This is a genomic window from Alloiococcus sp. CFN-8 (genome assembly GCF_049943125.1).
Lineage (GTDB): Bacteria > Bacillota > Clostridia > Clostridiales > Clostridiaceae > JAEXZL01.
The window spans coordinates 2,559,737-2,583,905 of the sequence record NZ_CP188040.1 but is presented as its reverse complement, the minus strand read 5'-3'; the positions used below and the strand labels follow the sequence as shown (position 1 = coordinate 2,583,905).

At 36.2% G+C, this 24,169-nt stretch carries 22 protein-coding genes; 4 read left to right on the top strand and 18 right to left on the bottom strand.

The window, feature by feature from the left end; translation table 11 throughout:
• Positions 1–68 precede the first annotated feature (68 nt).
• The 5 genes from ACPWSR_RS12015 to ACPWSR_RS11995 are packed head-to-tail and all read right to left on the bottom strand — an operon-like array spanning position 69 to position 5,880.
• Positions 69–1,019: an ABC transporter permease gene (locus ACPWSR_RS12015; protein WP_426348466.1), complete on the bottom strand. Its 951-nt coding sequence runs from the start codon at positions 1,017–1,019 to the stop codon at positions 69–71.
• Positions 1,012–2,085 carry an ABC transporter permease gene (locus ACPWSR_RS12010; RefSeq protein WP_426348465.1) on the bottom strand — a complete coding sequence of 358 codons (1,074 nt, stop codon included), beginning with the start codon at positions 2,083–2,085 and terminating at the stop codon, positions 1,012–1,014. Before ACPWSR_RS12010 ends, ACPWSR_RS12015 begins: the two co-directional genes overlap by 8 nt.
• The gene (locus ACPWSR_RS12005) at positions 2,082–3,617 is read right to left on the bottom strand and encodes an ABC transporter ATP-binding protein (RefSeq protein ID WP_426348464.1); all 1,536 of its coding nucleotides are present in this window, start codon (positions 3,615–3,617) and stop codon (positions 2,082–2,084) included. Before ACPWSR_RS12005 ends, ACPWSR_RS12010 begins: the two co-directional genes overlap by 4 nt.
• A gap of 46 nt (positions 3,618–3,663) precedes the next feature.
• A complete protein-coding gene (locus ACPWSR_RS12000) occupies positions 3,664–4,749 on the bottom strand; it encodes a BMP family lipoprotein (protein WP_426348463.1) in 1,086 nt (361 codons plus the stop codon).
• Between the two features lie 51 nt (positions 4,750–4,800).
• A complete protein-coding gene (locus ACPWSR_RS11995; protein WP_426348462.1) occupies positions 4,801–5,880 on the bottom strand; it encodes a BMP family lipoprotein in 1,080 nt (359 codons plus the stop codon).
• A 271-nt stretch (positions 5,881–6,151) separates the two neighbouring features.
• Between ACPWSR_RS11995 and ACPWSR_RS11990 the strand changes: the two genes are divergently transcribed.
• Entirely contained in the window at positions 6,152–7,024 is an 873-nt protein-coding gene (locus ACPWSR_RS11990; RefSeq protein WP_426348461.1) for a CAP domain-containing protein, read from the top strand.
• A 96-nt stretch (positions 7,025–7,120) separates the two neighbouring features.
• Here ACPWSR_RS11990 and ACPWSR_RS11985 read toward each other — a convergent pair whose 3' ends face one another.
• From ACPWSR_RS11985 to ACPWSR_RS11955, 7 genes are all read right to left on the bottom strand, one after another.
• Positions 7,121–7,957 carry a DegV family protein gene (locus ACPWSR_RS11985; protein ID WP_426348460.1) on the bottom strand — a complete coding sequence of 279 codons (837 nt, stop codon included), beginning with the start codon at positions 7,955–7,957 and terminating at the stop codon, positions 7,121–7,123.
• Positions 7,958–7,970: 13 nt separating this feature from the next.
• Positions 7,971–8,438, bottom strand: coding sequence for a tRNA (uridine(34)/cytosine(34)/5-carboxymethylaminomethyluridine(34)-2'-O)-methyltransferase TrmL (gene trmL / locus ACPWSR_RS11980; RefSeq protein ID WP_426348459.1), 468 nt, complete (start codon positions 8,436–8,438; stop codon positions 7,971–7,973).
• Between the two features lie 159 nt (positions 8,439–8,597).
• Positions 8,598–9,437: a Cof-type HAD-IIB family hydrolase gene (locus ACPWSR_RS11975; protein WP_426348458.1), complete on the bottom strand. Its 840-nt coding sequence runs from the start codon at positions 9,435–9,437 to the stop codon at positions 8,598–8,600.
• Between the two features lie 56 nt (positions 9,438–9,493).
• Entirely contained in the window at positions 9,494–11,713 is a 2,220-nt protein-coding gene (locus ACPWSR_RS11970; protein WP_426348457.1) for a transglutaminase domain-containing protein, read from the bottom strand.
• Between the two features lie 14 nt (positions 11,714–11,727).
• Positions 11,728–12,897 (bottom strand): DUF58 domain-containing protein, encoded by a 1,170-nt coding sequence (locus ACPWSR_RS11965; RefSeq protein WP_426348456.1) that lies wholly within the window; start codon positions 12,895–12,897, stop codon positions 11,728–11,730.
• Positions 12,894–13,835, bottom strand: a complete 942-nt coding sequence (locus ACPWSR_RS11960) for an AAA family ATPase (protein ID WP_426348455.1) — start codon at positions 13,833–13,835, stop codon at positions 12,894–12,896. Before ACPWSR_RS11960 ends, ACPWSR_RS11965 begins: the two co-directional genes overlap by 4 nt.
• Positions 13,836–14,043: 208 nt before the next feature.
• The gene (locus ACPWSR_RS11955) at positions 14,044–15,519 is read right to left on the bottom strand and encodes a VanW family protein (protein WP_426348454.1); all 1,476 of its coding nucleotides are present in this window, start codon (positions 15,517–15,519) and stop codon (positions 14,044–14,046) included.
• A 207-nt stretch (positions 15,520–15,726) separates the two neighbouring features.
• On the opposite strand from ACPWSR_RS11955, the gene ACPWSR_RS11950 reads away from it, so the two are divergent.
• Positions 15,727–16,776: a M42 family metallopeptidase gene (locus tag ACPWSR_RS11950; RefSeq protein ID WP_426348453.1), complete on the top strand. Its 1,050-nt coding sequence runs from the start codon at positions 15,727–15,729 to the stop codon at positions 16,774–16,776.
• A 67-nt stretch (positions 16,777–16,843) separates the two neighbouring features.
• On the opposite strand, the gene ACPWSR_RS11945 is transcribed toward ACPWSR_RS11950, so the two are convergent.
• The 5 genes from ACPWSR_RS11945 to ACPWSR_RS11925 form a co-directional block, all read right to left on the bottom strand.
• Positions 16,844–17,797, bottom strand: coding sequence for a GH25 family lysozyme (locus ACPWSR_RS11945; protein ID WP_426348452.1), 954 nt, complete (start codon positions 17,795–17,797; stop codon positions 16,844–16,846).
• 75 nt (positions 17,798–17,872) lie between these two features.
• Complete coding sequence (locus ACPWSR_RS11940) at positions 17,873–19,009, bottom strand: sensor histidine kinase (RefSeq protein WP_426348451.1); 1,137 nt, start codon at positions 19,007–19,009, stop codon at positions 17,873–17,875.
• Complete coding sequence (locus ACPWSR_RS11935; RefSeq protein WP_426348450.1) at positions 18,999–19,697, bottom strand: response regulator transcription factor; 699 nt, start codon at positions 19,695–19,697, stop codon at positions 18,999–19,001. Before ACPWSR_RS11935 ends, ACPWSR_RS11940 begins: the two co-directional genes overlap by 11 nt.
• Positions 19,643–20,323 carry a phosphatase PAP2 family protein gene (locus ACPWSR_RS11930; RefSeq protein WP_426348449.1) on the bottom strand — a complete coding sequence of 227 codons (681 nt, stop codon included), beginning with the start codon at positions 20,321–20,323 and terminating at the stop codon, positions 19,643–19,645. Before ACPWSR_RS11930 ends, ACPWSR_RS11935 begins: the two co-directional genes overlap by 55 nt.
• A 143-nt stretch (positions 20,324–20,466) precedes the next feature.
• Positions 20,467–21,372 (bottom strand): D-alanine--D-alanine ligase, encoded by a 906-nt coding sequence (locus ACPWSR_RS11925; protein WP_426348448.1) that lies wholly within the window; start codon positions 21,370–21,372, stop codon positions 20,467–20,469.
• A 150-nt stretch (positions 21,373–21,522) separates the two neighbouring features.
• Here ACPWSR_RS11925 and ACPWSR_RS11920 point away from each other — a divergent pair, with 150 nt between their 5' ends.
• A complete protein-coding gene (locus tag ACPWSR_RS11920) occupies positions 21,523–22,398 on the top strand; it encodes a DMT family transporter (protein WP_426348447.1) in 876 nt (291 codons plus the stop codon).
• 140 nt (positions 22,399–22,538) lie between these two features.
• Positions 22,539–23,393, top strand: a complete 855-nt coding sequence (locus ACPWSR_RS11915) for a hypothetical protein (protein WP_426348446.1) — start codon at positions 22,539–22,541, stop codon at positions 23,391–23,393.
• Between the two features lie 68 nt (positions 23,394–23,461).
• Here ACPWSR_RS11915 and nth read toward each other — a convergent pair whose 3' ends face one another.
• Entirely contained in the window at positions 23,462–24,133 is a 672-nt protein-coding gene (gene nth / locus ACPWSR_RS11910; RefSeq protein WP_426348445.1) for an endonuclease III, read from the bottom strand.
• Positions 24,134–24,169: the final 36 nt, after the last annotated feature.

Below are 24,169 nucleotides of genomic sequence, written 5' to 3'. Positions count from 1 at the left end.
ATTCCTTATCCTTTCTATTATAAATATTATTTTTTATCTTCCTTCAAGGATTATATAAGCTTATGTTCTTATCTTTCTCCTTTTTTGTAGGGAACACCATTGGCAGCCGGTCCTTGAGTTTTTCCAACCACTACAATAAGCACTATCATGGTTATTAAATAAGGAAATGCAGAGTACAGCTCCTGAGGAAGCTTAAAGGTGAAGCCCTGTGCTGTAAGCTGAAGTGCTTCTGCAAAGCCAAATAGCAGGCAAGCAATTGAAGCATTTCTAGGGTTCCAGTTTCCAAATATCACTGCTGCCAGAGCAATATAGCCTCTTCCACTGATCATACCTTCTCTAAAGGAGCTTAATATTCCTATAGAAATTGAAGCTCCTCCTAAGCCTCCAAGAACTCCTGAAATAATAACAGATAAATATCTTATACCATAAACACTTATACCTAAAGTATCTGCAGCCTTAGGATGCTCACCTACAGCCCTTATTCTTAAGCCTAAGGCGGTCTTATTAAAGATAAAAATCGAAATGAACACCAAAATTAGAGCAATTAATACGAAATAATTTAAATCAGATAATATAGTACCTATAACAGTATTTCCAATTAAGGGCAGGTTCAAAAAAAACTCCTTAGGATATGGAAGCGCCACTACACTGGCAGATTGAGATGGATTACCGAAAAATACGTACAAAAGAAAGCTAGAAAAAGCAGCAGCAAATACGTTTATACCTACTCCTGACACCACCTGTTCAGCCTGTAAATTAATGCATAGAAAGGCATGAAGGGCAGCAAAAAGCACTCCGCCCATGATAGCAAATATCAATCCAATCCAAGGACTTCCTGTAAGATAGGAACCCAAAACTGCCGAAAAAGCTCCTGCTATCATAATTCCCTCCAGAGCTATATTTACTACACCGGATTTTTCTGAAAACACTCCCCCTAAAGCAGCTAAAACTAAAGGAGTGGCCAACCTTAAGGTGGAAGCAATAAGTCCAACAATTAATATAGTGGTTTCATTATTCATCCCCTGCAGCCTCCTTCTTTCTCTTTATGCCAATAAATCTATATATAAATTCTGAAGCGATAAATAAGATAACAGTTCCCTGAATCAGATAGGACACAGACTTAGATATTCCATAGAGCATTAGTGTTCCAGAGCTTAAATTTAAAGCACCGAATAATATAGCTGAGAAAATAACCCCAAAGGGATTGCTCTTAGCCACCAGGGCAACAGCTATACCATCATTTCCAAAGCCAGGAAAAGCAAATAGACTGTATACCTGATGCTGAACTCCCGCTACATGAACTCCTCCACCAACGCCTGCAATAAATCCAGATATAGCCATAGCGAGTATTATATTCTTTTTAATGCTTATTCCTGCATATTCAGATGCAAAAATATTGAAGCCTACTGCCCTAAGCTCATAGCCTATAGTAGTCTTCCATAAAAGAAAATATACTCCTACAACAAATATCAATGCTAAAAATATCCCTATACTCAATCTATATCCTGGTCCTAAAAATCTCCACAGCCTAGCACTATTTTCAATTAAAGGAGTAGCCTCAGTACCACTGGCCTTGACTCTTCCTACTATGTAATTGGATAGATACATGGCTATAAAATTCATCATTATTGTATTTACAACCTCATTACTCCCTGTTTTAGCCTTAAGATAACCTGGAATAGCAGCCCATAAGGCTCCTCCTATACCAGAAGCTATAAGAACTAATATCACATGAAGAACTGGAGGTATTCCTGGAATAATCCCTACTAAGGCAGCTGTAAGCATACCAATAATAAACTGTCCCTCTACACCTATGTTGAACAACCCAGTCTTAAAGGCTATGCTATGAGCTAAGCCTGTAAAAAATAAAGGAGTAGCAAATACAAGAGTCTCAATAAGATTATTCCGAGATCCAAAGCTCCCCTGCCAAAGAGATTTGAAGAGTAGAGAAATAGAATTAATAATTCCTAAATCAGAGGATAGGATCACAAATACAACAGAAACTAAAAGACCTAAGATCACAGAAGCCATGGAGCTATAAACTCCGCTGAAGGCTTTTCTATTTATTTTTTTCCTTTGGCTCATTTTTTCTCCTCCTCTGAGGTAAAGTCTAGGTTCCCTCCAGCCATTAAAATCCCCAGCTTCTGCTCCGTAGCCTCAGATGCAGACAATTCACCTTGGATTCTTCCATCATAAATTACAGCTATCCTATCTGCTAGGGATAACACCTCATCTAATTCCAATGAAATAAGCAGGACTCCTCTCCCTTTATCCCTTTCTTCTACAAGTCTTTTGTGTATGTATTCAATAGCTCCTACATCCAGGCCTCTTGTTGGTTGTGCGGCAATTATTAGTACAGGCTCCTTTTCAACCTCTCTTGCTATTATAAGCTTCTGTTGATTTCCACCGGATAAGGAGGAAGCCATTACATCTTCATTAGGTGTTCTTATATCATAGCCCTCTATAAGGTCTCTGCACCACTGTCTAACCTTATCCTGATTAATTATTATTCCCTTAGCAAAAGGTGGCTTATAGTGATAGCCTAAGACTGAGTTTTCCACTAATGAATACTTTAATATTAAGCCCCTCTTATGCCTATCCTCCGGAATATGGCCTAAGCCCTCTTCAATGATCTCTCTAGGCTTCTTTCCTGTAATCTCTTTATCTCCTAATAAAACTCTGCCTTCATCCACAGCTCTTAAGCCTGTGATAGCTTCTATAAGCTCCCACTGTCCGTTTCCATCTACTCCTGCTATGGCTAGAATCTCTCCTTCTCTAACCTCAAAGGAAACCTCCTTTACTGCTGGCAGCTTTCTATTATCCATAACTCTTAGAGCATCAACCTTCAGAACAGCTTTACCGGGCTTCGGAGTTTTTTTGTCCACTGAGAGCTTTACCTTTCGTCCCACCATCAGCTCAGCTAATTTGTCAACATCTGCCTCATGGGTATTTATTACATCTATTACTTTTCCTCTTCTGATAATAGTAACTCTATCACTCATGCTTTTTACTTCTTTAAGCTTATGAGTAATCAGTATGATAGACTTACCTTCCTTAATCATATTATGAAGTATATTTTCTAAATCTTTTATTTCTAAGGGTGTCAAAACAGCGGTAGGCTCGTCAAGTATTAATATTTCAGCCCCACGGTATAAGGCTTTTAATATCTCTACCTTCTGCTGCTCTCCCACAGTCATATCCTCAATAAGCTTTTCCGCCTTAATATTAAAGCCATATTTTTCTGAAAGAGCATTGGTATCAGAAATAGCTTTTTTAACATCCGTTACAAGCCCTTTTTTAGGTTCCATTCCAAGAACTATATTTTCTGCAACAGTAAAATTATTAACCAGCATAAAATGCTGATGTACCATTCCTATTCCTAGAGCAATTGCCTCTTTAGGTGAATGGATATTAACCTTTTTGCCTTTAACGAATATATCGCCTATTTCCTGCTGGTATAGTCCATAAAGAACATTCATTAAGGTAGTTTTTCCCGCTCCATTTTCCCCTAAGAGTACATGAATTTCCCCTTTCCTAAGCTGAAAATTCACATTATCATTAGCAATGATGCCTGGGAAAAGCTTGGTGATATTTTTCATCTCTATTACATTTTCCATCTAATATTCCTCCGATTCTAGACGGGCCTTCCTAGTCTTTCTGAGTCTATGGCGCCTCCTTTAAGGATGGGGCCTCGAATTTAAGAAGCTTATCTAAAGTATCTGGTATTATAAGGGATTCGCTTCTTACTACTTCTTCTGCTCTTGTGCGTGCATCCTTAGCTTTATCGGTTACAGCCTTGTTAAGGGTTTCAGAGATTCCTATAGCATCTTCCTTAACGCCAAGCTTTATAGTACTTCCTCCCTTGAACTCTCCTTTTTGTAAATTCTCTATAGCACTAAAAACCGCTTCATCTACCTTTTTAATTACGGAAAACAGAATAACATCTCCATAGTCAGGAAGAAGCTTAGCCTGATCTAAATCAACTCCTATTGCATACTTCCCTCTCTCCTTGGCAGCTAAAAATAGCCCCTGACCAGCTCCACCTGCGCTATGAAATATTATGTCTACTCCTGAATTGTATAGTATGTTAGCAGCTTCCTTAGCCTTACTTTGGTCGCTAAAGCTGTCTATATATTTAACATAGGCACCATGAGAATTGGCACTAGCAGGAATAAGACCCTTTGCAGCTTCGGGATTCACTGAGGCTACACCAGCAGCAAAGCCAGCTTCAAAGCGTTCAATAACATCTCCTTCCTTACCTCCTATAAAACCAATCTTATTGGTCTTTGTGAGAACACCAGCCATTACTCCACCTAAATAAGCACCTTCCTGTTCTTTAAACACGTAGCTTACAACATTAGGACTATCCACAATAGTATCTACAATGAGGAATTTCTTATCCGGCAGCTGCTCCGAAACAGCCTTCATAGAGCTAGCCATGATAAAGCCTGCGCCTACAGTTAAATCTGCAGCTCCTGCCATGGTTTTAAGATTTGGTTGATACTGCTCCTGTTGAAGAGATTCTATAGGGTTAATTCTCTTTATTCCTAAGTTCTCCTCCGCCTTCTTTATACCTCTGTCTGCTGCTTCATTGAAGGAACCGTCATTGACTCCTCCCTGATCTGCAACTAATCCTACCCTAAGAGCTCCCCCTGCTTCATTGCTAGCTCCGCCTTGATTTCCTCCGCAACCAATTCCTGTGAGAAAAAAAGTGCTTAGAGCAATTATTATTACTAGCCTTTTATACATTCAAATACCTCCTATTGCATATCTAATTTCTATATATAGTTCCTGGGTTTATTACTGCTTTAAGGAAGGTGCTTCAAATTTCAGAAGTTTATCTAAGGTATCAGGTATTGTTAAGGATCCACTTCTAACTGACTCTTCAGCTCTTCTGACAGCCTCCTTTGCTTCTTCATTTACAGCTTCATTAAGGGTTTCAGATATCCCTACTCCATTTTCCTTAACTCCAAGGCTTATGGTGCTTCCTCCCTTAAACTCTCCCTTTTGTAAACTATCAATAGCACTATAAACCGCTTCATCTACCTTTTTAATAACAGAAAATAGAATAACATCAGCGTAGCTTGGGAGAAGTTTTGCCTGATCAGAATCAACGCCTATTGCATACTTTCCTTTCTCTTTAGCAGCTAAAAAAAGTCCCTCACCAGCCCCTGCAGCACAATGAAATATTATATCTGCTCCAGAATTATATAATATATTAGCAGCTTCCTTAGCCTTACTTTGATCGTTAAAGCTATCTATATATTTTACAAAGGTTCCATGAGAATTAGCATTGACAGGAATAAGACCTTTTGCAGCTTCAAGGTTCACTGAGGCAACCCCAGCAGCAAAGCCAGCTTCAAAGCGTTCAATAACCTCTCCTGTCTTACCTCCTATAAAGCCAATCTTATTACTCTTTGTGAGAGTACCAGCCATTACTCCAGCTAAATAAGCCCCTTCCTGTTCTTTGAACACATAGCTTAAAACATTAGGGCTATCTATCGTAGCATCTACCATTAAAAATTTTTTATCAGGCAGCTGATCCGATACAGCCTTCATAGAGCTCGCCATCATAAAGCCTGCGCCTACAGTTAAATCTGCAGCTCCTGCCATAGTCTTAAGATTAGGCTGATACTGCTCCTGCTGAAGGGATTCTATTGGATTAAGCCTCTTTATTCCAAAGTCCTCCTCGGCTCTCTTTATACCTATGTCTGCTGCTTCATTGAAGGAACCATCATTTGCTCCTCCTTGATCAGTAACTAAGCCCACCTTGAGAGAGGCTCCTGACCCCTGATTTCCTGCTCCTTGATTTCCACCACAGCCTATTCCTCCAATTAAAAGAACACTTAGAGCAATTAAGACCCCTAACCTTTTATACATAAAATACCTCCTATTACATGAATAATTTTCTAATTTAACACTAAACCTCTAGTTATTCCATAAGGTGTTGATTATAATATAAAAATGTATACTTACTATATTTTTTTAGTTGTGCTCTGATTATTATTTGTTAATTTGAAAATATTATTCTGACTCGAAAAGCTATCCTGCGCAAAGTTTCCTCAATTTATAAAAATAATATTAATGAAATCTTTGGTAATAATAACTATAGACTTTATCGAACCCAAGTTCATAACAGGAGGATAATACTATGAAGCTTTTTTTAAAGTATATTTTTATATTAACCCTTTCTCTGTCACTGCTATTTATCTCTGGCTGTAATAGAAGCTCTGATAAAGGTGGTGTAGGAAGAATTCCCGTTCCTAGCTCAAAGGTTAGTGACAGGGTTTCTAAAGACTCTGATACTACAAAAGAAGAAATCAAAAAAGAGGAAAATGGAAAAACTCCTTCCACCACTCAAAACAGTGGTCAGAGTACACAGAATCAATCTCCTTCTAATAACTCAGGAGAACAGAAAAAACCAGCCACTATCGGAGATAATAAAGATAATACCAATACTCCACCATCATCAGGACAGAGCTCATCGGGTCAAAGCTCTTCAGGAACAGGTAGTAATACCGGCACAGATGAAAGCACTACTCCTAACAGCAGCGCTAACGAAGGAGCCCCTTCTCTCCCTTCACTTCCTAGTAACCATGGTTATGAATTTTCAGCAGAGGTGGAGGAAAAGATATTATCCCTTATCAACGCCGAAAGGAGTAATGCTGGAGTGGTAAGCCTCTCAGCAAACGGTACTCTTAGAAGTGCTGCAAGATATAAGGCTAATGAAATGCTTCAATATGACTACTTTTCACACAACTCCCCATATAGCAAAGGTCCCTCTGATATAGCTAAAGCTTATGGTCATACCTTTAATACCTTTGGGGAGAATTTATATACCATGAGCTCTTCAAATCAATCATCCTTAAGAGAAAATATCTCTGTAGAGAACATAGTTTTCGCCTGGATGGCTTCTGAGGGACATAGAAGTAATATTCTAAATAGCAATTATAGAAGAACAGGGATAGGAGTAGTTATAGGGACCAATGGGAAGTGTTATATATCTCAAATGTTTTCCGATTAAGATAAACATCCAAAATTTTTTGGTTTCATTTAAAGTTTTCTATAATCAACAAAAAGCTGTGAAGATTTTATCTTCACAGCTTTTTGATAAGTATAATTATTCCTTAAAATAAAATATACCACAGGCCTTAGGTCCGGAATGAATTCCTACGGTACATCCTACCTTATTATCTATGTATTTGATATTATTGTTATCTAGATATTCCTTAAGAGGCATATATATATCCGTATTTTCTATGGAGAGGAGCATAACAACATCCTCTTTTGAGAAACTAGTCTTTTCAAAGCTATCTATGATATATTTTACAGCTTTTTTGCTTCCCCTCATCTTGTCCTTTACAGCCATCTTTCCATCAATGACTCCAAGGATTACTTTAATTCCAAGCATGGAGCCTATTATTCCGGCGGTTTTAGATAATCTACCACCCTTTACAAGGTTATCCAGGCTTTCAAAGGCTAATAAACTTTCCGTTTTTTCTTTTTTATTATCTAGAGTAGAGAGTATATCCTCTATAGATTCACCTGCTTCTATTAGCTCTGCAGCCTTAAGGACCAACAAGCCTAAACCACTGGTAACATTTTTAGAGTCAACCACAAATATTTTATCACTATCCACCATCTCTTTTGCTATACAGGCTGAATGATAGGTTCCACTTATTTCAGAGGAAAGATGAATAGATATAATAGAATATCCTTCTTCTATATATCTTTGATAATACTGATGAAATCTGCTAGGTACTACCTGTGAGGTAGAAACCTTAACATCCTCCTGAGACATTTTTTCCAGAAGCTCATGAATGTCTATATCAACACCATCTAAATAACTTTCATCATTTATATTAACCACTAAAGGTATCATCTCAATATCGTACTTTTTTATGAGCTCCTTAGATAAATCACAGGTGCTATCAGTTATTAACTTAATCTTTTGCATTACATTAATCCCCCTACTTCATATTTGGATATCCCAGCTGCCTCAATGCCTCATATGCTACAATAGCTACAGTATTTGATAGATTTAATGAACGAGTACTAGTTTGAAGCATAGGTACCCTTATACAGTTTTCCCTATTTTCTTCTTTTATATAATCAGGTAGCCCAGATGATTCTCTCCCAAAAACTATAAAGTCCCCTTCTTTATAGCTTACTTCATCATAAAACTTTGAGCCATGGGTAGTAGATAGATAGAGTACTGCTTCAGGATATTTTTTTCGAAAGTCTTCATAGCTTTCATGAATTTCAAGGCTCAAATCCTTCCAATAATCCAGTCCTGCTCTCTTTAAGTGCTTTTCTTCTAGAGTAAAGCCTAAGGGCTTAATCAAATGAAGCTTAGAGTTAGTCAGCACACAGGTTCTTGCAATATTTCCGGTATTTTGAGGAATTTCAGGTTGAAATAATACTATATTTAAGTTCACTTACTTACCTCCTAAGAAGATAATAATTTTTATAAAATAAAAATTAATCACCTCACTAGTTTATAATAATAGAATATTTTAGTCAAAGCATTTATAAAGCACCATAAGGATAAGCATATATAAAAGGCCTTTGAAACTCCTCCCAAAGACCTTTTAATATTAATTTCCCAGTACAAAGCGTTCAATTGCCTTTGCTACTCCATCTTTATCATTGCTGTCTGTTATAAACCTTGCCTTTTCCTTTACTATATCAGGAGCATTTTCCATGGCAATGGGCATTCCTGCTGCCTCCAGCATGGATATGTCATTTTCTCCATCACCTATACATATAATCTCTTCCTTTTTTATATTGTATATCCCAGCCAGCAGCTCTACAGCTCTACCTTTGGATACTCCCTTGCTATTAATCTCTACCACATTTTCTCCGGAGCTGGTTACCTCTATCTCCTCTATGGTAGCTTCTATTTCCCTTCTAGCCCTATACAGCGTATCCTTATCCTCATGAATCACTAAGCATTTAAGGATATCATCATTATATTTGAGAAAGGATTTTTCCCATTCTTCTAGAGAGTTATTAAGTATCAATTTAAACCTTAGCTCCTCAGGAAGTATTTTGTTTATCAAATTATATTGAAATACCATCTTATGACTTTCCTCTGATAATAACCTATCATCGGAAAAATACGATACGGGAATATCATACTTATTAAAAATCTGATATATCTTTGATGCGTTAACTGCACCCAATATCTTCTTGTAAAGCACCTTACCACTATTTTTTTCTTTAACTAATGCTCCATTAGCAGTTATTATGGGGATTTCCTCCTCTGTATAATCTACAAAGGGAACTGCAAAATTATAGGCTCTTCCTGAGGAAATAACCACCTTAACCCCTCTCTCCGAGGCATTTATCAGCGCTTTTCTATTTCTATGGCTAACCTCCTTCTGAGCATTTAGAAGAGTGCCATCCATATCTATACAAATAAGCTTATAGTTCATATCTTCTCCTTATAACATTTATCTTTAATTAGTATTTAGTTTATATTACAAGCACTTTATAATAAATATTTAAATAAATAGTACTTATAGCTCTTGCCATAGAGGTTCTTAATTGAGCCTTCAATATCTTTATATAGTCGTTTTTTATCTGCTTTTATAGCCATGCCACCGAAATGCTCTGCATATACCATATCCAAGAGCTTCATTATATTTACCATGAGCTCTTTATTATCTATACTCTGTATAAACTCTCTATCAGTTATTCCCTTTTCTTTTTTATAACCATACCTTCTTAATCTTTTGATAAAATAGCTATATAGAGCTTTATTGTCCTCAGTTCTAATTATATAAAATATAATGATAATTTTATATAAAACTCTACCTAACAATAGAATAGCTACTATAGCAATGGCAGAATAGATAAATACTTTTGGAATACCTCCTTTATCAGCTTCTACCTTTCCACCTTCCTCTTCAGGAATAGGATTTTCTATGGCTGGATCAACCACCGGCCCCTGACTAGGAGAATTATTTCCATTGTCATCTGGATTATCAGGTGAATCTGCACCATTAGTACCTTCCTCATCATTATCCTGTTCTTCTTGAAGCTCTGCAGGAGTTGTGGAAGCATCTACAGTTACCCATCTATAGCTTTCTCCATCAAAAATATAGGCCTCTGTCCATGCATGAGCATCAGCATTGGTTACGGTATAAACTCCATCCACCTTACTACTTTCTGAGGTTTTAAAGCCTTCCACGTAGCGAGCTGGTATACCTGCTATTCTGAGCATTATGGTCACCGCCGAAGCAGAATAAACACAATAGCCACTAAAGGTGTCAAAAAGATAATAATCAACAAAATCTTGTCCCTCAGGAATTGGAGCTACATTTAAGGAATAACTATAGTTATCAGAAATGTACTCTTCTATTGCATTAACAACCTCCATATCCGTAGACATCCCTCTTATGAGCTCCGATACCAAGGTTTTAGTTCTAGGGGTTATCCCACTATAGAGCTGCAGCTCCTCACTAAAATTTTCAGCTACAATTGCTTGATATCTTGTATTCTTCTCTATCATGCCATTGGAGGGCATAGTATACTCATTATATTCAATGGTATACTCCTCTTCATTGAAGTTATCGAAATACGCTGTTTTCGTTCTATCATTTACATAAATAACTCTATCCGCTTCTATTGAAGCAGTATTAATAGGAACAAATAAATTCCTATAGCCAGTTAATGGCTTGATTGAAATCCTATGAATACTAGTAGGTGTCTGATTATTTATATCAATTTCACTAACATCATCCTTCACATGAAAATAGTTTCTTTTAATCCCGTTTCCAAAAGTCCCATCCCATGTTTTTCCATCATAAATATCCTTACTAGAGCCCTTAAGATATAAAGGCTTATCACTTTCTACCTCCAGAACCTCATCATGACTTATTGTTATTGACCCTCCTAGGACAACGCTACTATCATTATACCCTGAGGATTTGAGGGTGAATTTTCTATTTCCAATGTTAATTCCCCCATCCCTATCATAGGTTATAACTATATCTCTAAGCTTCTGAAAAATATCTGTATAATACTTCCCTTGATTGCTATAGGATATATATGAGGTTATAAAAGCAGCAATTATGGTAATAAGCAGTAAGGGCAGCACTATCCTTACAGGCCTCACTCCGTGTCTTATCCTATTATTTGCTATCTTTTTCATAAAGAGGTTATGATTGTTCACCCCTAGAGTAAAGCCAATTATAGCAGCAAAAGGTAATAATAGCTTTTCTATAGTTTCTGTATAACCAAGAACCCATAAAAAAGCCAGGACTCCAAGGTTCATAAAAAGAATATAATCCAATCTCCCAATTGTAGATAGACTCAAGATTACAAAGACGATTATAGGAATAGAAATCATAAAAATATTCTTAAAATGATAAAAGTCAATAGACTTCTGCTCCACTAGTAAGCCATTTATTACATCAATCTGTATAATTACCCTATTATAGATGAATTGTCCAACCTCATCCTTAAAAAATATAGTTGTTCCTATCAAAAGAATAATACACAGGAGAATAAATAGCTTTTTGTTCTTCATTCTAGACAAGATAAGATTAAAAGCATAGTATAGTACTATTCCACCAGTAATTACAGCGAATATATAAGGGAGGTCTGTATTGATAAGCTGATAAGCATCAAATATTGCTAGGGCAATAAATATAATATTTATATATATCACTAGGATATTTATATAATTCTTTTTAAGCCAATTCACATTATTCCTCCTTCTTACAATTCTTCATTTCTAATTACATCATTAATTATATATATGGATATACCAAGTCTCTCTAGCGGCTGCTTCATAGCTTCATAATCCTCTTCCTTTAAAGCAATAAAAAGCACAGGTCTATATCCCTGCTCCTTAAGAGCTATAAGAGCCTCTCTTATTTCTTCTGTTGCTTTATAAGTGATGAGAGCCACTGCTCCTTTTGACTTGAGCTTATGAATATTTTCTGTGACGAAGGATTTAAAATCGCTTTTGCCATCGCTTTTCTCCTTAATCATATACTCAACGAGCTCTACCACCTCTCTTTGGTTGTTGAGGGTGGAGGATTTTCTATGGAGCTTGTTCATATGAATTGTGGTTTTTATAGCCTTATCTACAAAATAAGCTCCCAAGGAAAGAGCAAAATCCACCATAAGCTCTTCTGCCCTACCTTCTGCATCAATATAATTATTATCCCTGTGCATATCAAGAAATATAGAAAACTCATCACCGGTAACATGATCGTAATTTCTGATGAACACTTCATTTTTCTTTGCAGTAACCTTCCAGTTGACTCTTTTAAGATTGTCCCCTACCCTATATTTTCTTAAATCCCTGCTGCTATATGGATCTTCTAAGGTCCTGGGATCATGTATTAAGCTCTGAAAGGCTTCTTCTTGTGTTATAAGCTTTTCATTTATAGCATATCTTTTAGGGTATACCTTTAGTATTTCCTCCAGCACTCTCTTTCTTCTGAGATTGATTATGCCAAGGGGGTCTCTTGTCCAAATAATTACCTCTTCTAAAGGATAAGCACCTCTTGTCTTTAAGGAGAGCTTACACCTGATGTAAAGCTCCTCCTTTGAACTAAGAGACACTAGCTCACCATTGTATTCCTTAATAAATTTTGAAAGGACTGGCATCATAAAAATAATATAAGGTATATAAAATATATACTTATTCTCTACAGTTATAATAAGCTCTGCTTTATCTCCAGCGAAATATTGCTTATCATCGGTGCGAGCTCCTATTTTTATGCTAAATATAAAGAAAAGTGATAACAAAACAGCTATACCTAGTAATGTTAAGAGCATATAAAAGATTCTATTAACAAGAATCCCACCTAAGGATAGGGAAACTATAAAGGAAATAAAGATAAGGAGCATGTATCGCAGGTTTAGCTTTATCATCATACTACCTTTGGTGCAGCTACCTTATTTATAAGCTGCTCTAATATACCTTCTTCATTAAAGCCCTTTGACTTACCTAAAGAAGAAAGCAATATCCTATGGCTTAAGACTAAAGTAACATTTACCTTAACATCCTCTGGAATAACATAGCTTCTTCCACTGATTAAAGCCGTTGCCTGAGCAACCCTAAGAAGGGCTAGAGAAGCTCTCGGACTAGCTCCTAGGGTAATATAGCTACTGTTTCTTGTGGCATTGACGATATCCACTATATATCTATTTATATCTCCTGTAACCTTAACTTCCCTGGTCTGCTTCTGAAGCTCTATAATATCCTTACCATCAGCTACTGTATTAATCAAATCGAGAGGTCTATTGTTTCTGTAGGTTTCCATCATGTTAATCTCATGCTGCATAGAGGGATAGCCTATGCTTACCCTGATTATAAATCTGTCTAGCTGTGCCTCTGGAAGCAAAAAAGTCCCTTCATATTCTATGGGATTTTGTGTAGCCAAAACAATAAATGGCTCCTCCAGAGTATAGGTATTGTTTCCCTCAGAAATCTGCCCCTCTTCCATGGCTTCTAATAAAGCCGATTGGGTCTTAGGGGATGTTCTGTTGATTTCATCTGCCAATACTATATTAGAAAATATAGGTCCTTTATTAAATTTAAACTCCATGTCTCTTTGATTATATATTGATACTCCTGTAATATCCGAGGGTAATAAATCAGGAGTGAACTGTATTCTACTGAAGGAAAGATTTAAGGATTTTGCCAGGGCTTTAATAAGAGTTGTTTTCCCTACACCCGGTACATCTTCAATCAATATATGCCCCTCTGCTAATATGCCTTTTAATATATCCTCTATAGGCCCTCTTTTCCCTATTATTACTTTTCCTATGTTTTTTAATATACTTTCTATTAATAGATTGTAGTTTTCCATGTAATCACTCCTACCGTACTTTTTCAGAAAAATTCATACATTATAATTCTAACATAATTTTTAATCTTAAATACATAAAATTGGATATTGTTTACTTTTTATTATTATCATTTTTTTATAAATAAGCTTAAATTCTATAAAAAAAAGACCCTATAAAGAGTCTTTTTAGAATTAAATTTTAAAGAAAACATATTGTTTAGCTTATCCTTTATGGAGCAGGAGTTTCAGCAGGAGTTTCAGCAGGTTTTTCAGTCACTGTAGCATCTTCAGCAGGCTTTTCTTCCTTAACCTCAACCTTCTTAGTTCCCTTTCTCATTACTCCATTAACAGCTATATATTTATCAGTAGATATAGCTTCTCTGTTAATCTCAGCACCATTTTGATAGGTCACTAGATAGGATTTTGCTACATAGCCTGTTACTGGCTTAGTATCCCAAGAAGTAGTTCCTTCATTCATAGTCTCATCCTCAATAACCTTTGTAGAAGGTTCTATGGTTTGAACTACCTGAGAGATAAGCTTATAGGTTTTTCCTTCCATGCCAGCTCCATTACCATAAAAGCTGATTGTAAGATTTCTATTAGCGGTTACAGTCTGAATATAAACAGGAAAATCATAATTATTTTTAAATTGATAATCTATAGTTCCCCAGTTAACAGTGGCATCCATACCTGCAGGCATATAGCTTACTGTCATGGAATGGTTTGTCCTAGAAACAGATCGAAGATTTGCACTCATGGCAGCAACATATAAAGCGCTAGAGGTCTGACATATTCCTCCTCCTATCCCCTGCTCTACCTTATTACCAACGTATACTCCTGCTTCCTTATAGCCTCTGGAAGCTGTTCTTTCACCTACCACCTGATTGTAGCTAAAAACCTCTCCAGGCATAAGGAGGGTTCCATTAATAGATTTAGCAGAAAGCTCTACATTATAAGCTCTTCCTGCAGTGGAGGTGCTATAGTTAGTAGTATAGCTGGATATCTTTGTATCGATCTTCCTTAAAGCTTCTCCTGTAATATTTGCTACTACAACCTCTCCGGAGCCTTCAAGGGTAATATTATCTGTAATTCCTTCAGAAAGCTTGGCCTTTATAGATTCTTTAATGGCATCACCATTAACCTTATAACCTTTAATATCATCGGTAACCTTTATATTGCTGCCAGTAATGGCTATGGTAGCATTTTTTGATTCCTTATTAAGGTCATTAGCTATTCTCTGTACAAAAGCATCTATTGCTTCTTCATTATAGCTATATTTATAATCTATCTTTTTATCAGAAGGATTTTTTATTAAGGAATACTTACCAAATAGCTTTTGATCCTTACCAAAGCTAAATGCCTCGTCCACTATTTCCTCAAAATTATACTCAAAGCCTAAGCTTTCCATTGGAAGCTCGTAGCTTTTGCCTTCCATATTTATAGTTATTTTACTACCATTAACTTTATCAGAAATGTTGCTCTTTAATTTATTTAATGCCTCTTCCTTTGTGTCACCTGAAATATCTATATCTCCTACTGCAACGCCAGGGTAAATTATATCATTCCACTTCTTTACCTCAGAATAGCTGTAAGCAGTATATGCCGATGCACCTAATATTAAGGAAATTATAATAATAGCAGCAATTATAATTGGAGTTTTCTTTGCTTTTGCTTTTGTTTTTTTTCTCAGTTGTCTCTCTCCCATCTTAATCCCTTCTTTCTGTTTAATTATACTATAGCTTTATGGTTAATAAAACGTAATTATCAAAAATAATTCACTAAATATTTCAATCTAATCTACATAATATATACGTTTATGCTCCAGTAATAGTTTCTATTTAAGAAAAATTTATTTAATAATTTGGTAATAATCTACGAAAATAATATATAATTAAGTAACGGAGGGGATTTTATGAATAATTATATTGATTATACGATAATACAAAAGTATATGCAGGAGCTTTTATCCATTCCAAGTCCTACAGGGAATACCTCAAAAGCTACCAAGTATATAAAGGATATCCTAACAGATTTAAAAGTTAACTACCATACTACCAATAAAGGGGCAGTTATTGCTGTTTTAGAGGGTGAGGATAATACCATTGAGAGGAGCTTTTCAGCTCATATAGATACCCTTGGAGCAATGGTTAAGGCAATTAATGAGAACGGTACATTATCCATCGTACCCATAGGAGGATACATGATGTCTTCTATAGATGGAGAGAGTTGCATAATTGAAACCATGGATGAAAAAAATTATACAGGTACTTTTCAGAATATTAAGCCTTCAGTGCATATTCATGGAAATGATGCTAGAGAGCTTAAAAAAACTCCAGAAAACATGGAGGTAGTACTGGATGAAAAGGTCAAGGATAAAAGCTCTGTAGAAGCCCTAGGAATATCTGTAGGTGACTTTATATTCCCTGATACAAGAACTACCTTCACCTCTTCAGGCTTTATTAAGAGCAGATATTTAGACGATAAAGCAAGCGCCTCCATATTACTTTATGCTATCAAATATCTAAAAGAGAATAATATTAAGCTTCCATACACCACCAGCTTCTTTTTCAGCAACTATGAGGAAGTAGGACATGGAGCCAGCTCCTCCCATTCAAAAAATATCAAGGAATTTATATCTGTAGACATGGGAGCTCCTGGTAAAGGTCAGAATTCCTCTGAGTATTCTGTATGCATTTGTGCCAAGGATTCCTCTGGGCCTTATGATTTAGAGCTCAGAAAGAAGCTGACAGCTCTATGTCGTGATAAGAATATAGATTATAGAGTAGATATTTATCCTTATTATGGCTCAGATGCCTCCGCAGCCCTTGCTGCCGGCTGGGATTTCAAAGCAGCCTTAATAGGTCCTGGGGTCTTTGCATCTCATGCTTATGAAAGAACTCATCAGGACGCAGTGGTTGCCACTGCAGAGCTTATTATAGCCTATTCTATGGAAGCTATGTAAAGGATAAGGAGTGCTTAGCTCTTATTTATGAAGCTAAGCACTCCTTTTTATTGTATTTATTATCAGACTAATTTTCAGTGGTTATCTGGACCACTGTTCTATCATCAGAAAAATCACCCATTGTGTCAAAAGCCTCTATTGCTATGGTTAAAACCTCTCCTGGAGGTATATTATTCCTTCTCTTACTTATCACATAGGTGGTTCTATCCTTGTTCAAGGTAGCTGCATAAACTCCATTTACGAAGATATTATACCCGGCAATATCTGAATCTGTGTTAGGATCCCAGGTAAGATATAGATTATTCTCATCCTGAAATACTCTAAAGCCAGTGACATCTCTAGGCGGTGTAAGCTCATCGATACTGTCAGGTCCCCAGTTTAAATCTGTAGGAGAGTCTACACCGTTTACGTTTCCCTCATCGCTAAACTGCCAGATAGTCCATCTTGTCCATCCACCTTGATCAACAGGATAGGGAGGATTTCCTGGAATTCTTGTATACATAGCTATCCATAAGGGCATATTGCTTAAAGGAAACCCCTCTCCCGGTACATAAAAATTATCATAAAGGTCAATAAAGAAGGCTCCGGTATATAGCATCAGCCTTCTTCTTGTAACTTCTTCAAAGCGTTCTCTAAAAGCGTCTATCCAATTTATAAGCTGTGTGGTAGTTAGTGACCTATCTTGTGGCTCCTCTACATCAAGAACAGGGAATATATCTCCAAAATCATCATCACCAAAGCCCTGCTGGAGAGCATAAATAAAATCATCGGCCTGTGCCCTTGCTGCTGGAAGGCTTGTAGTGGGTAGAGCATAGTGATATGCACCTACTGGTATTCCAAAATCTCTGCTGGCCTGGGCGAATTCAATAAACCTTCTATCTAATCTAAAGCTTCCACTTCCTGAGCCGGAAGCTCTTAAGTACAAGAAGTCTACGGTCCTAGCTAAGGTTTGGAAGTCCACACCCTGACTGTACTCATTGATATCTATACCAAATAAGCTATTTGGATTTCTATTTTGCATTTTTCCTCCAAAAAAAATTCTTCCATTATTATAATATTAGCCTTTCATTATATTGTTACTACTTTATAATGAAAGCTATTTATATAATGGAAGCTGTACATAAAAGGTTATGAAATCTTGGGAATCACAATTTGCCCAAACTCTCCCCTTGTGAAGCTCTACAATATTTTTTGTTATAGCAAGACCTAGTCCGCTGCCAGCTACAGCGCTACTTCTAGCTTCATCTCCCCTATAAAACCTATCAAATATCTTCTTTAGATTTTCTCTTTCAATCCTATCACCTTTATTTTTTATAGAGAAAATCATAACCTCTGAAAAAGCTTCGAGGCTGATTTCTACAGTGCCGGGCTTGTAGCTGTACTTAATGGAATTACTAAAAAGATTTTCAAACACCCTAAGAAGCTTATTAGCATCAGCATTAATATAAAGCTTTTCTTCTGGCAGATTATTCTTTAGGATAAGCTTATTATCTTCAAAATCTGGCCTTAACTCTTCAATTAACTGCTCTAAAAACTCGATAATATTAACCCTCTGAAAATCTAATGTAACCCCATCATTAGTGAGCTTCGTATATTCAAAAAGATCATCGATTAATAGCTTAAGTCTTTCTGATTTTGTATAGGCTATATTTAAATACTCCTGCAGCTCTTCAGGGCTATTATATTTTCCATCCTTTGCAAGACCTATATAGCCTATAACTGAGGTCAAAGGTGTTCTTAAATCATGGGATACATTAGTCACTAGCTCATTCTTTGTTTTCTCTGCCTTTCTTTCACTCTGGATCTTTGTTTCAATTTCCTGGGCCATATAATTGATATTATTGGCCAGGTTGCTCAGCTCATCCTCTCCCTTTATTGGTATTCTATAGCTGAGCTTGCCTTCTGAAATTTCCTTTAAGCCTTTAGATATATCCTGAATGTACTTCATGGTGTTGTTAGTAATTATCAAAAAAGATATTATGAAGGCAGCAAAGGCAAAGATATAGGATGTTAAGCCATTTCTATTGTAGGATAAAAAATTATTCACACCAAAGGAAAGGATACCAACAAGCAATGAGACACCAAAAACCACTACCAGCTCAAAGCGAATGCTTTTTTTCATCTTCCCCAAAAACAGCTCCCATAAAAGCTTTATAGGCCTAAATAATGTGCTGTTTTCCAGTTTTATAATTAGCCTTTGAATGAAGGTATTTTTATCCTTATCATTTTTCAATTTTATAGCCCACTCCCCAAACGGTTTTTATATATCTAGGCTTTCTGGGGTCCTTCTCTATCTTTTCTCTTATTTTTCTTATGTGTACCATGACAGTATTATCGGACTGAATGAAGCTCTCCTTCCACACGCTCTGATAGATATTTTCTATACTAAAGACCTTACCAGGATTTCTTGCTAGTAGCTCTAATATATCAAACTCTCTAGGAGTTAGCTTCACGGCTCTACCATCTATAGATATCTCATGGGTTTCTGTATTAATAACTAAGTCATCAAGCTCCAGCACGGCTCTTCCAAAGGCTACAGAATTGTTATTAAGCTTTATATACCTTCTAAGCTGTGATTTAACCCTAGCTATTAACTCTAAGGGATTAAAGGGCTTAGTAATATAATCATCTGCTCCAGTGGTAAGACCCATTATTTTATCCATGTCCTCAGACTTAGCTGAAAGCATTATTATAGGGGTGTTTCTTTCTTCTCTAATTTTCATGCATGCCCTTATTCCATCCATATTGGGCATCATCACATCTAAAATAATCAGCTGCACCTCTCTTGCTTTTAAAAGTGACAGAGCTTCAAAGCCATCGGAGGCTTTAAGGGTATTATACCCTTCATTTTTAAGGTATATCTCAATTAAATCTCTAATTTCTTTTTCATCGTCAACGACGAGAATAGTTTCTTTATCCATATCCTGACTCTTTCTCCTTCTCTCTTATAGTACAGAACATATGCAAGGTAAGCTAAAGCACTTCCTCCCACGGCATCCAAAATTACGTGCTGCTTAACAAATAAGGTTGATAAAATAATTAATATACCTGTTATATACATGGTTATTTTAAACAGCTTATTACTATTGAAGTAGCTTTTACTTATAACTAAGCAGCCATAAACCGTAGCAAAAACATGAATACTTGGAAAGCAATTGTAAGGATTATCTATGGCATAAATCTGCCTTACCATAATAGCAAATATATCATTACCTATTACCTCTGGCCTAGGTACGGTGCTCTGAAAGAAGGTATAGGTAAGATATGCCCCTATAAGTCCTAAGGATAAGCCCTTAAGATACCTAAAGTAGCTTTCTCTATCCTTAAGGAAAAGCCCTATAATGGTAACTGCCAGGAAGAGATACCATATATAATAAAACACTATAAACTCCTTAGTAAAGGGGATTAGTCTGTCAATACCTATGGTTAGATCATACACCATTTCCCTGGGGGTATTAAATAACTTATAGGAGGCTGTCAATATTAAATATATCATTAGGTAGAAGCCTTCCCTTTTATAAGACTTCAATTCCTTTATTTTTTTCAATTCCATCATCCCCTTAATCCCATAATACAATATAATTCTTAAAATTTTCTTAATAAAAGCCTTATTTTTATATTTACCTTTTATTATAAGAGTAAAAGAGAAATCTCTCCACATATAATTATAAATATGGGAGAGATTTATTATTATCCTCTTACAATTAATGATTTTTCAATAATTAGCTCTAGTAGCTCCTTGAAGCTTATCCCCCTGCCTGCGGCACTCTTAGGGAAAAGGCTGTTTTTAGTCATTCCTGGAAGGGTATTTATCTCTAAAAGATAAGGAACCCCTTCACTGATTATAAAGTCAACCCTTGCATAAACACTGCATTTTAATGCTTTATAGCATTCTAGGGTCATAAAATCAACTTCCTTTTGAAGGGCCTCCTGAAGCTCAATAATGAATTCATCAGTGGCTCCATCAGTATATTTTGCTGTGTAGTCGAAGAAGTCAGCCTTAGGCTTTATAGCTAGGGTTGGGAATATCTCCCCATCCAAAACAGGACAGGTTATTTCGTCACCCTTGATATATTTTTCTATCATGATCTCTTTATCCCATTTTAGTCCTTCCCTAACTGCATCGAGAACCTCTGAGGCTTCCTTTATTATGAAGGTAGCTACGCTGGAGCCTCCACTGTTTGGCTTTATAACTACAGGATAGCCCATATCCTCTATAGCCTTATAATCTATATCCTCTAGAGAGCTTACCATAAGCCAGGGAGCAGTTCTGATTCCATGAGCCTTTAGTATTGTTTTTGTAAGATCCTTATCCATGCATAGGGCACTGCTTAAGGTGTCACAGCCGGAATATGGTATTCCTAAGGTCTGAAGCACTGCCTGAATAGTTCCATCCTCTCCAAATTTCCCATGAAGAGCAAGGAGAGCAAAATCTATATCCTGAGTCTTTGAAAAGACATCCTCTTTGCTATCTATAATTATAGGTATAGCTTCGTATTTATCACTATCCTTTAAGGCCTTAACCATACCTTCTCCACTTAGTAGGGAAATCTCTCTTTCTGAGGATATCCCTCCCATTATTACTCCAACTTTCATATATATACCTCCATAAGTATGTTTATTGCTATATTATTCATAAGCTACAATTATTGATTATTATACCACCAGGAGGATTAAACAAAAAGTATTTATATTGACAATAGGGAAACATATATTAAAATAAAAAACTGAAGGAAGTGATAACCTATGAAAAATAATATTAAAATCATCAAAGAAAAAAATAAAGGAATAATTCTCATTACCTGCTCCGCACTATGCTTTTCATTTATGTCTCTAATGGTTAAGCTTTCCGGAGACGTACCCTCTATACAAAAAACCTTTTTTAGAAATTCTGTATCTCTAGCCTTAGCCTTTGCACTAATTGTAGTCCACAAGGAAAGCTTTTTTGGAAAAAAGGAAAATCAGCCCTATCTTTTAGGCCGATCCATCTTTGGAACCTTGGGAATTGTAGCAAATTATTATGCTATAGATAATCTTGTCCTCTCAGATGCTTCAATGCTAAATAAATTAAGTCCTTTTGTGGTAATTATATTATCTTATATATTCCTGAAGGAAAAAATTAAGCCTGTTCAGCTATTTGCCCTCGTCTTTGCTTTTCTCGGAACCCTATTAATAATAAAGCCTGGGTTTAATAGCAATGTTTTCCCAGCACTTATAGGCTTTTCCTCAGCTCTTCTTGCTGGCAGTGCTTATACCTTTGTTAGATTTTTAGGAGGAAGAGAAAAGTATTACACAATAGTATTTTATTTTTCCTTTGTTTCAATAGTGTCCTTATTACCCTTTTTAATATTTTATTATAAGCCCATGACACTGATGCAGTTCTTATATTTAATAGCCGCAGGAATATTTGCATCCTTGGCACAGTTTGCTTTAACCCTGGCTTATAAATATGCTCCTGCCAGTGAAATATCAGTATTTGATTATAGCCAGATTATATTCTCAGCCCTATTAGGAATACTCTTCCTAAAGGAAGTACCTGATTTCTATAGCTTTATGGGGTATTTATTAATAATAGGTGCTTATATAGGGGTTTTTATATACAATTATAGAAGAAAAAAATAATTACCAATTAATAAGCTATTAACCATTTCAGACAATTATTATAATAATTTGAAAAATATTTAAATAAACTGTATTATTAATATATATTCACCTAAGATTAAAGGGTTTATAAGTTTATATAGATAAAGGTGGTGACAGATATGTTTAGTAAGAGACATGACGGAAGAAGAGTACATGATATTGACCCTTTTCAAAGAATTACTCCTTACATAATGAAAACCCGTACAGACTCTCAAAACCTATTCAATGATGACTTTCTATGCGATCCCTTAGATAGCTATATTAATCAAAAAAAATCAGAGGGACTTAATTATAACTATATGAAAATCATTATTGCTGCAATGGTGAGAACTATAGCCTTAAGGCCTGCCCTCAATAGATTCGTTATGAATGGGAGGATTTACACAAGACCAAAGATATGGGTTTCCTTCGTAATTCACAGAACCTTAAGGGATGATTCTGCCGGCACTACTGTAAAGCTCTGCTTTGAAGGAACGGAAACCCTTCAGGAGATTTCTGAAGCAGTAGACAAGATAGTTTATGAAACACAGAATACCAAAAGCAATGATACTGATAAGCTTGCAGGACTCATCATGTCAATTCCAGGACCTCTGGTTAAGCTTGCAGTAAACACTATAATGTTTTTGGACAAGCATAATATGCTGCCTAAGGCTGTAATTAACGCAAGTCCTTTTCACACCTCATTTTTTGTAACTAATTTAAAATCCATAGGACTGAGATATATTTATCATCATGTTTATGAATTTGGTACTACAGGAATATTTATTGCTCTAGGGAAAGAAAAGCTTAAGGCTGTTCCACTTAACAATGAGATTCTCGAAGCAAAAAAGGTTCTTACCTTAGGGCTTGTAACCGATGAAAGATTTTGTGATGGCTTGTATTTCGCTAAGTCCATGAAGATATTCAGAAGGTGCTTACGAGATCCAAAAATTCTTGAAAACGCTCTGGACAGACGACTTGAGGATGTAAAATAACAGAAATCATTTATAATATTATAAACACAGGTGCTTGACTTAAGCTTTATAAGCTTAAGTCAAGCCCTCTATTTTGATACCTTTTCTGTTTTCTTTACAGCTTTGTTAGCTTTTATAAGAGTCTTATAATAGTCACAGTGCTCTCTAATTATACACCTTCCACAGTCAGGCTTCCTGGCATAGCAGCAGCGTCTTCCATGAAATATAATGAGATGATGAGCCAGAGACCATTCCTTTTTAGGAAGCTCCTTCATTAGCTGCTCCTCAGTAATCTCAACATTTTTTCCACTGGCAAGGCCAATTCTATTAGATACTCTAAACACATGGGTATCAACAGCAATAGCTGGGACACCAAAGGCATTGGACAATACCACATTGGCTGTCTTTCTCCCTGCTCCAGCTAAGGAGGTTATCCCTTCCATGGTATTAGGTACCTCACCATTAAAGTTTTCCTTTAGCTGATGGCACATTTTTATTATGTTTTTAGCCTTATTTTTATATAGACCTATAGTTTTTATCCTCTCAGCTAGCTCCTCCTCCGTGAGAGTCAAGAAAGCATCCAGATCAGGATATTCCTTATAAAGCTTCTCTGTAACCTCATTAACCTTTTTATCCGTTGTTTGAGCTGATAATATAGTGGAGACTAAAAGCTGAAAGGGAGTCTCATGTTCTAGCTCACATTTTGCATCAGGATACTCTTCCTTTAAAAGCTCCAATACCTGCTTAGTTCTTTTCTTCAAAGCCTATCCATCCTTCCAGAAAATATATTAAACTCA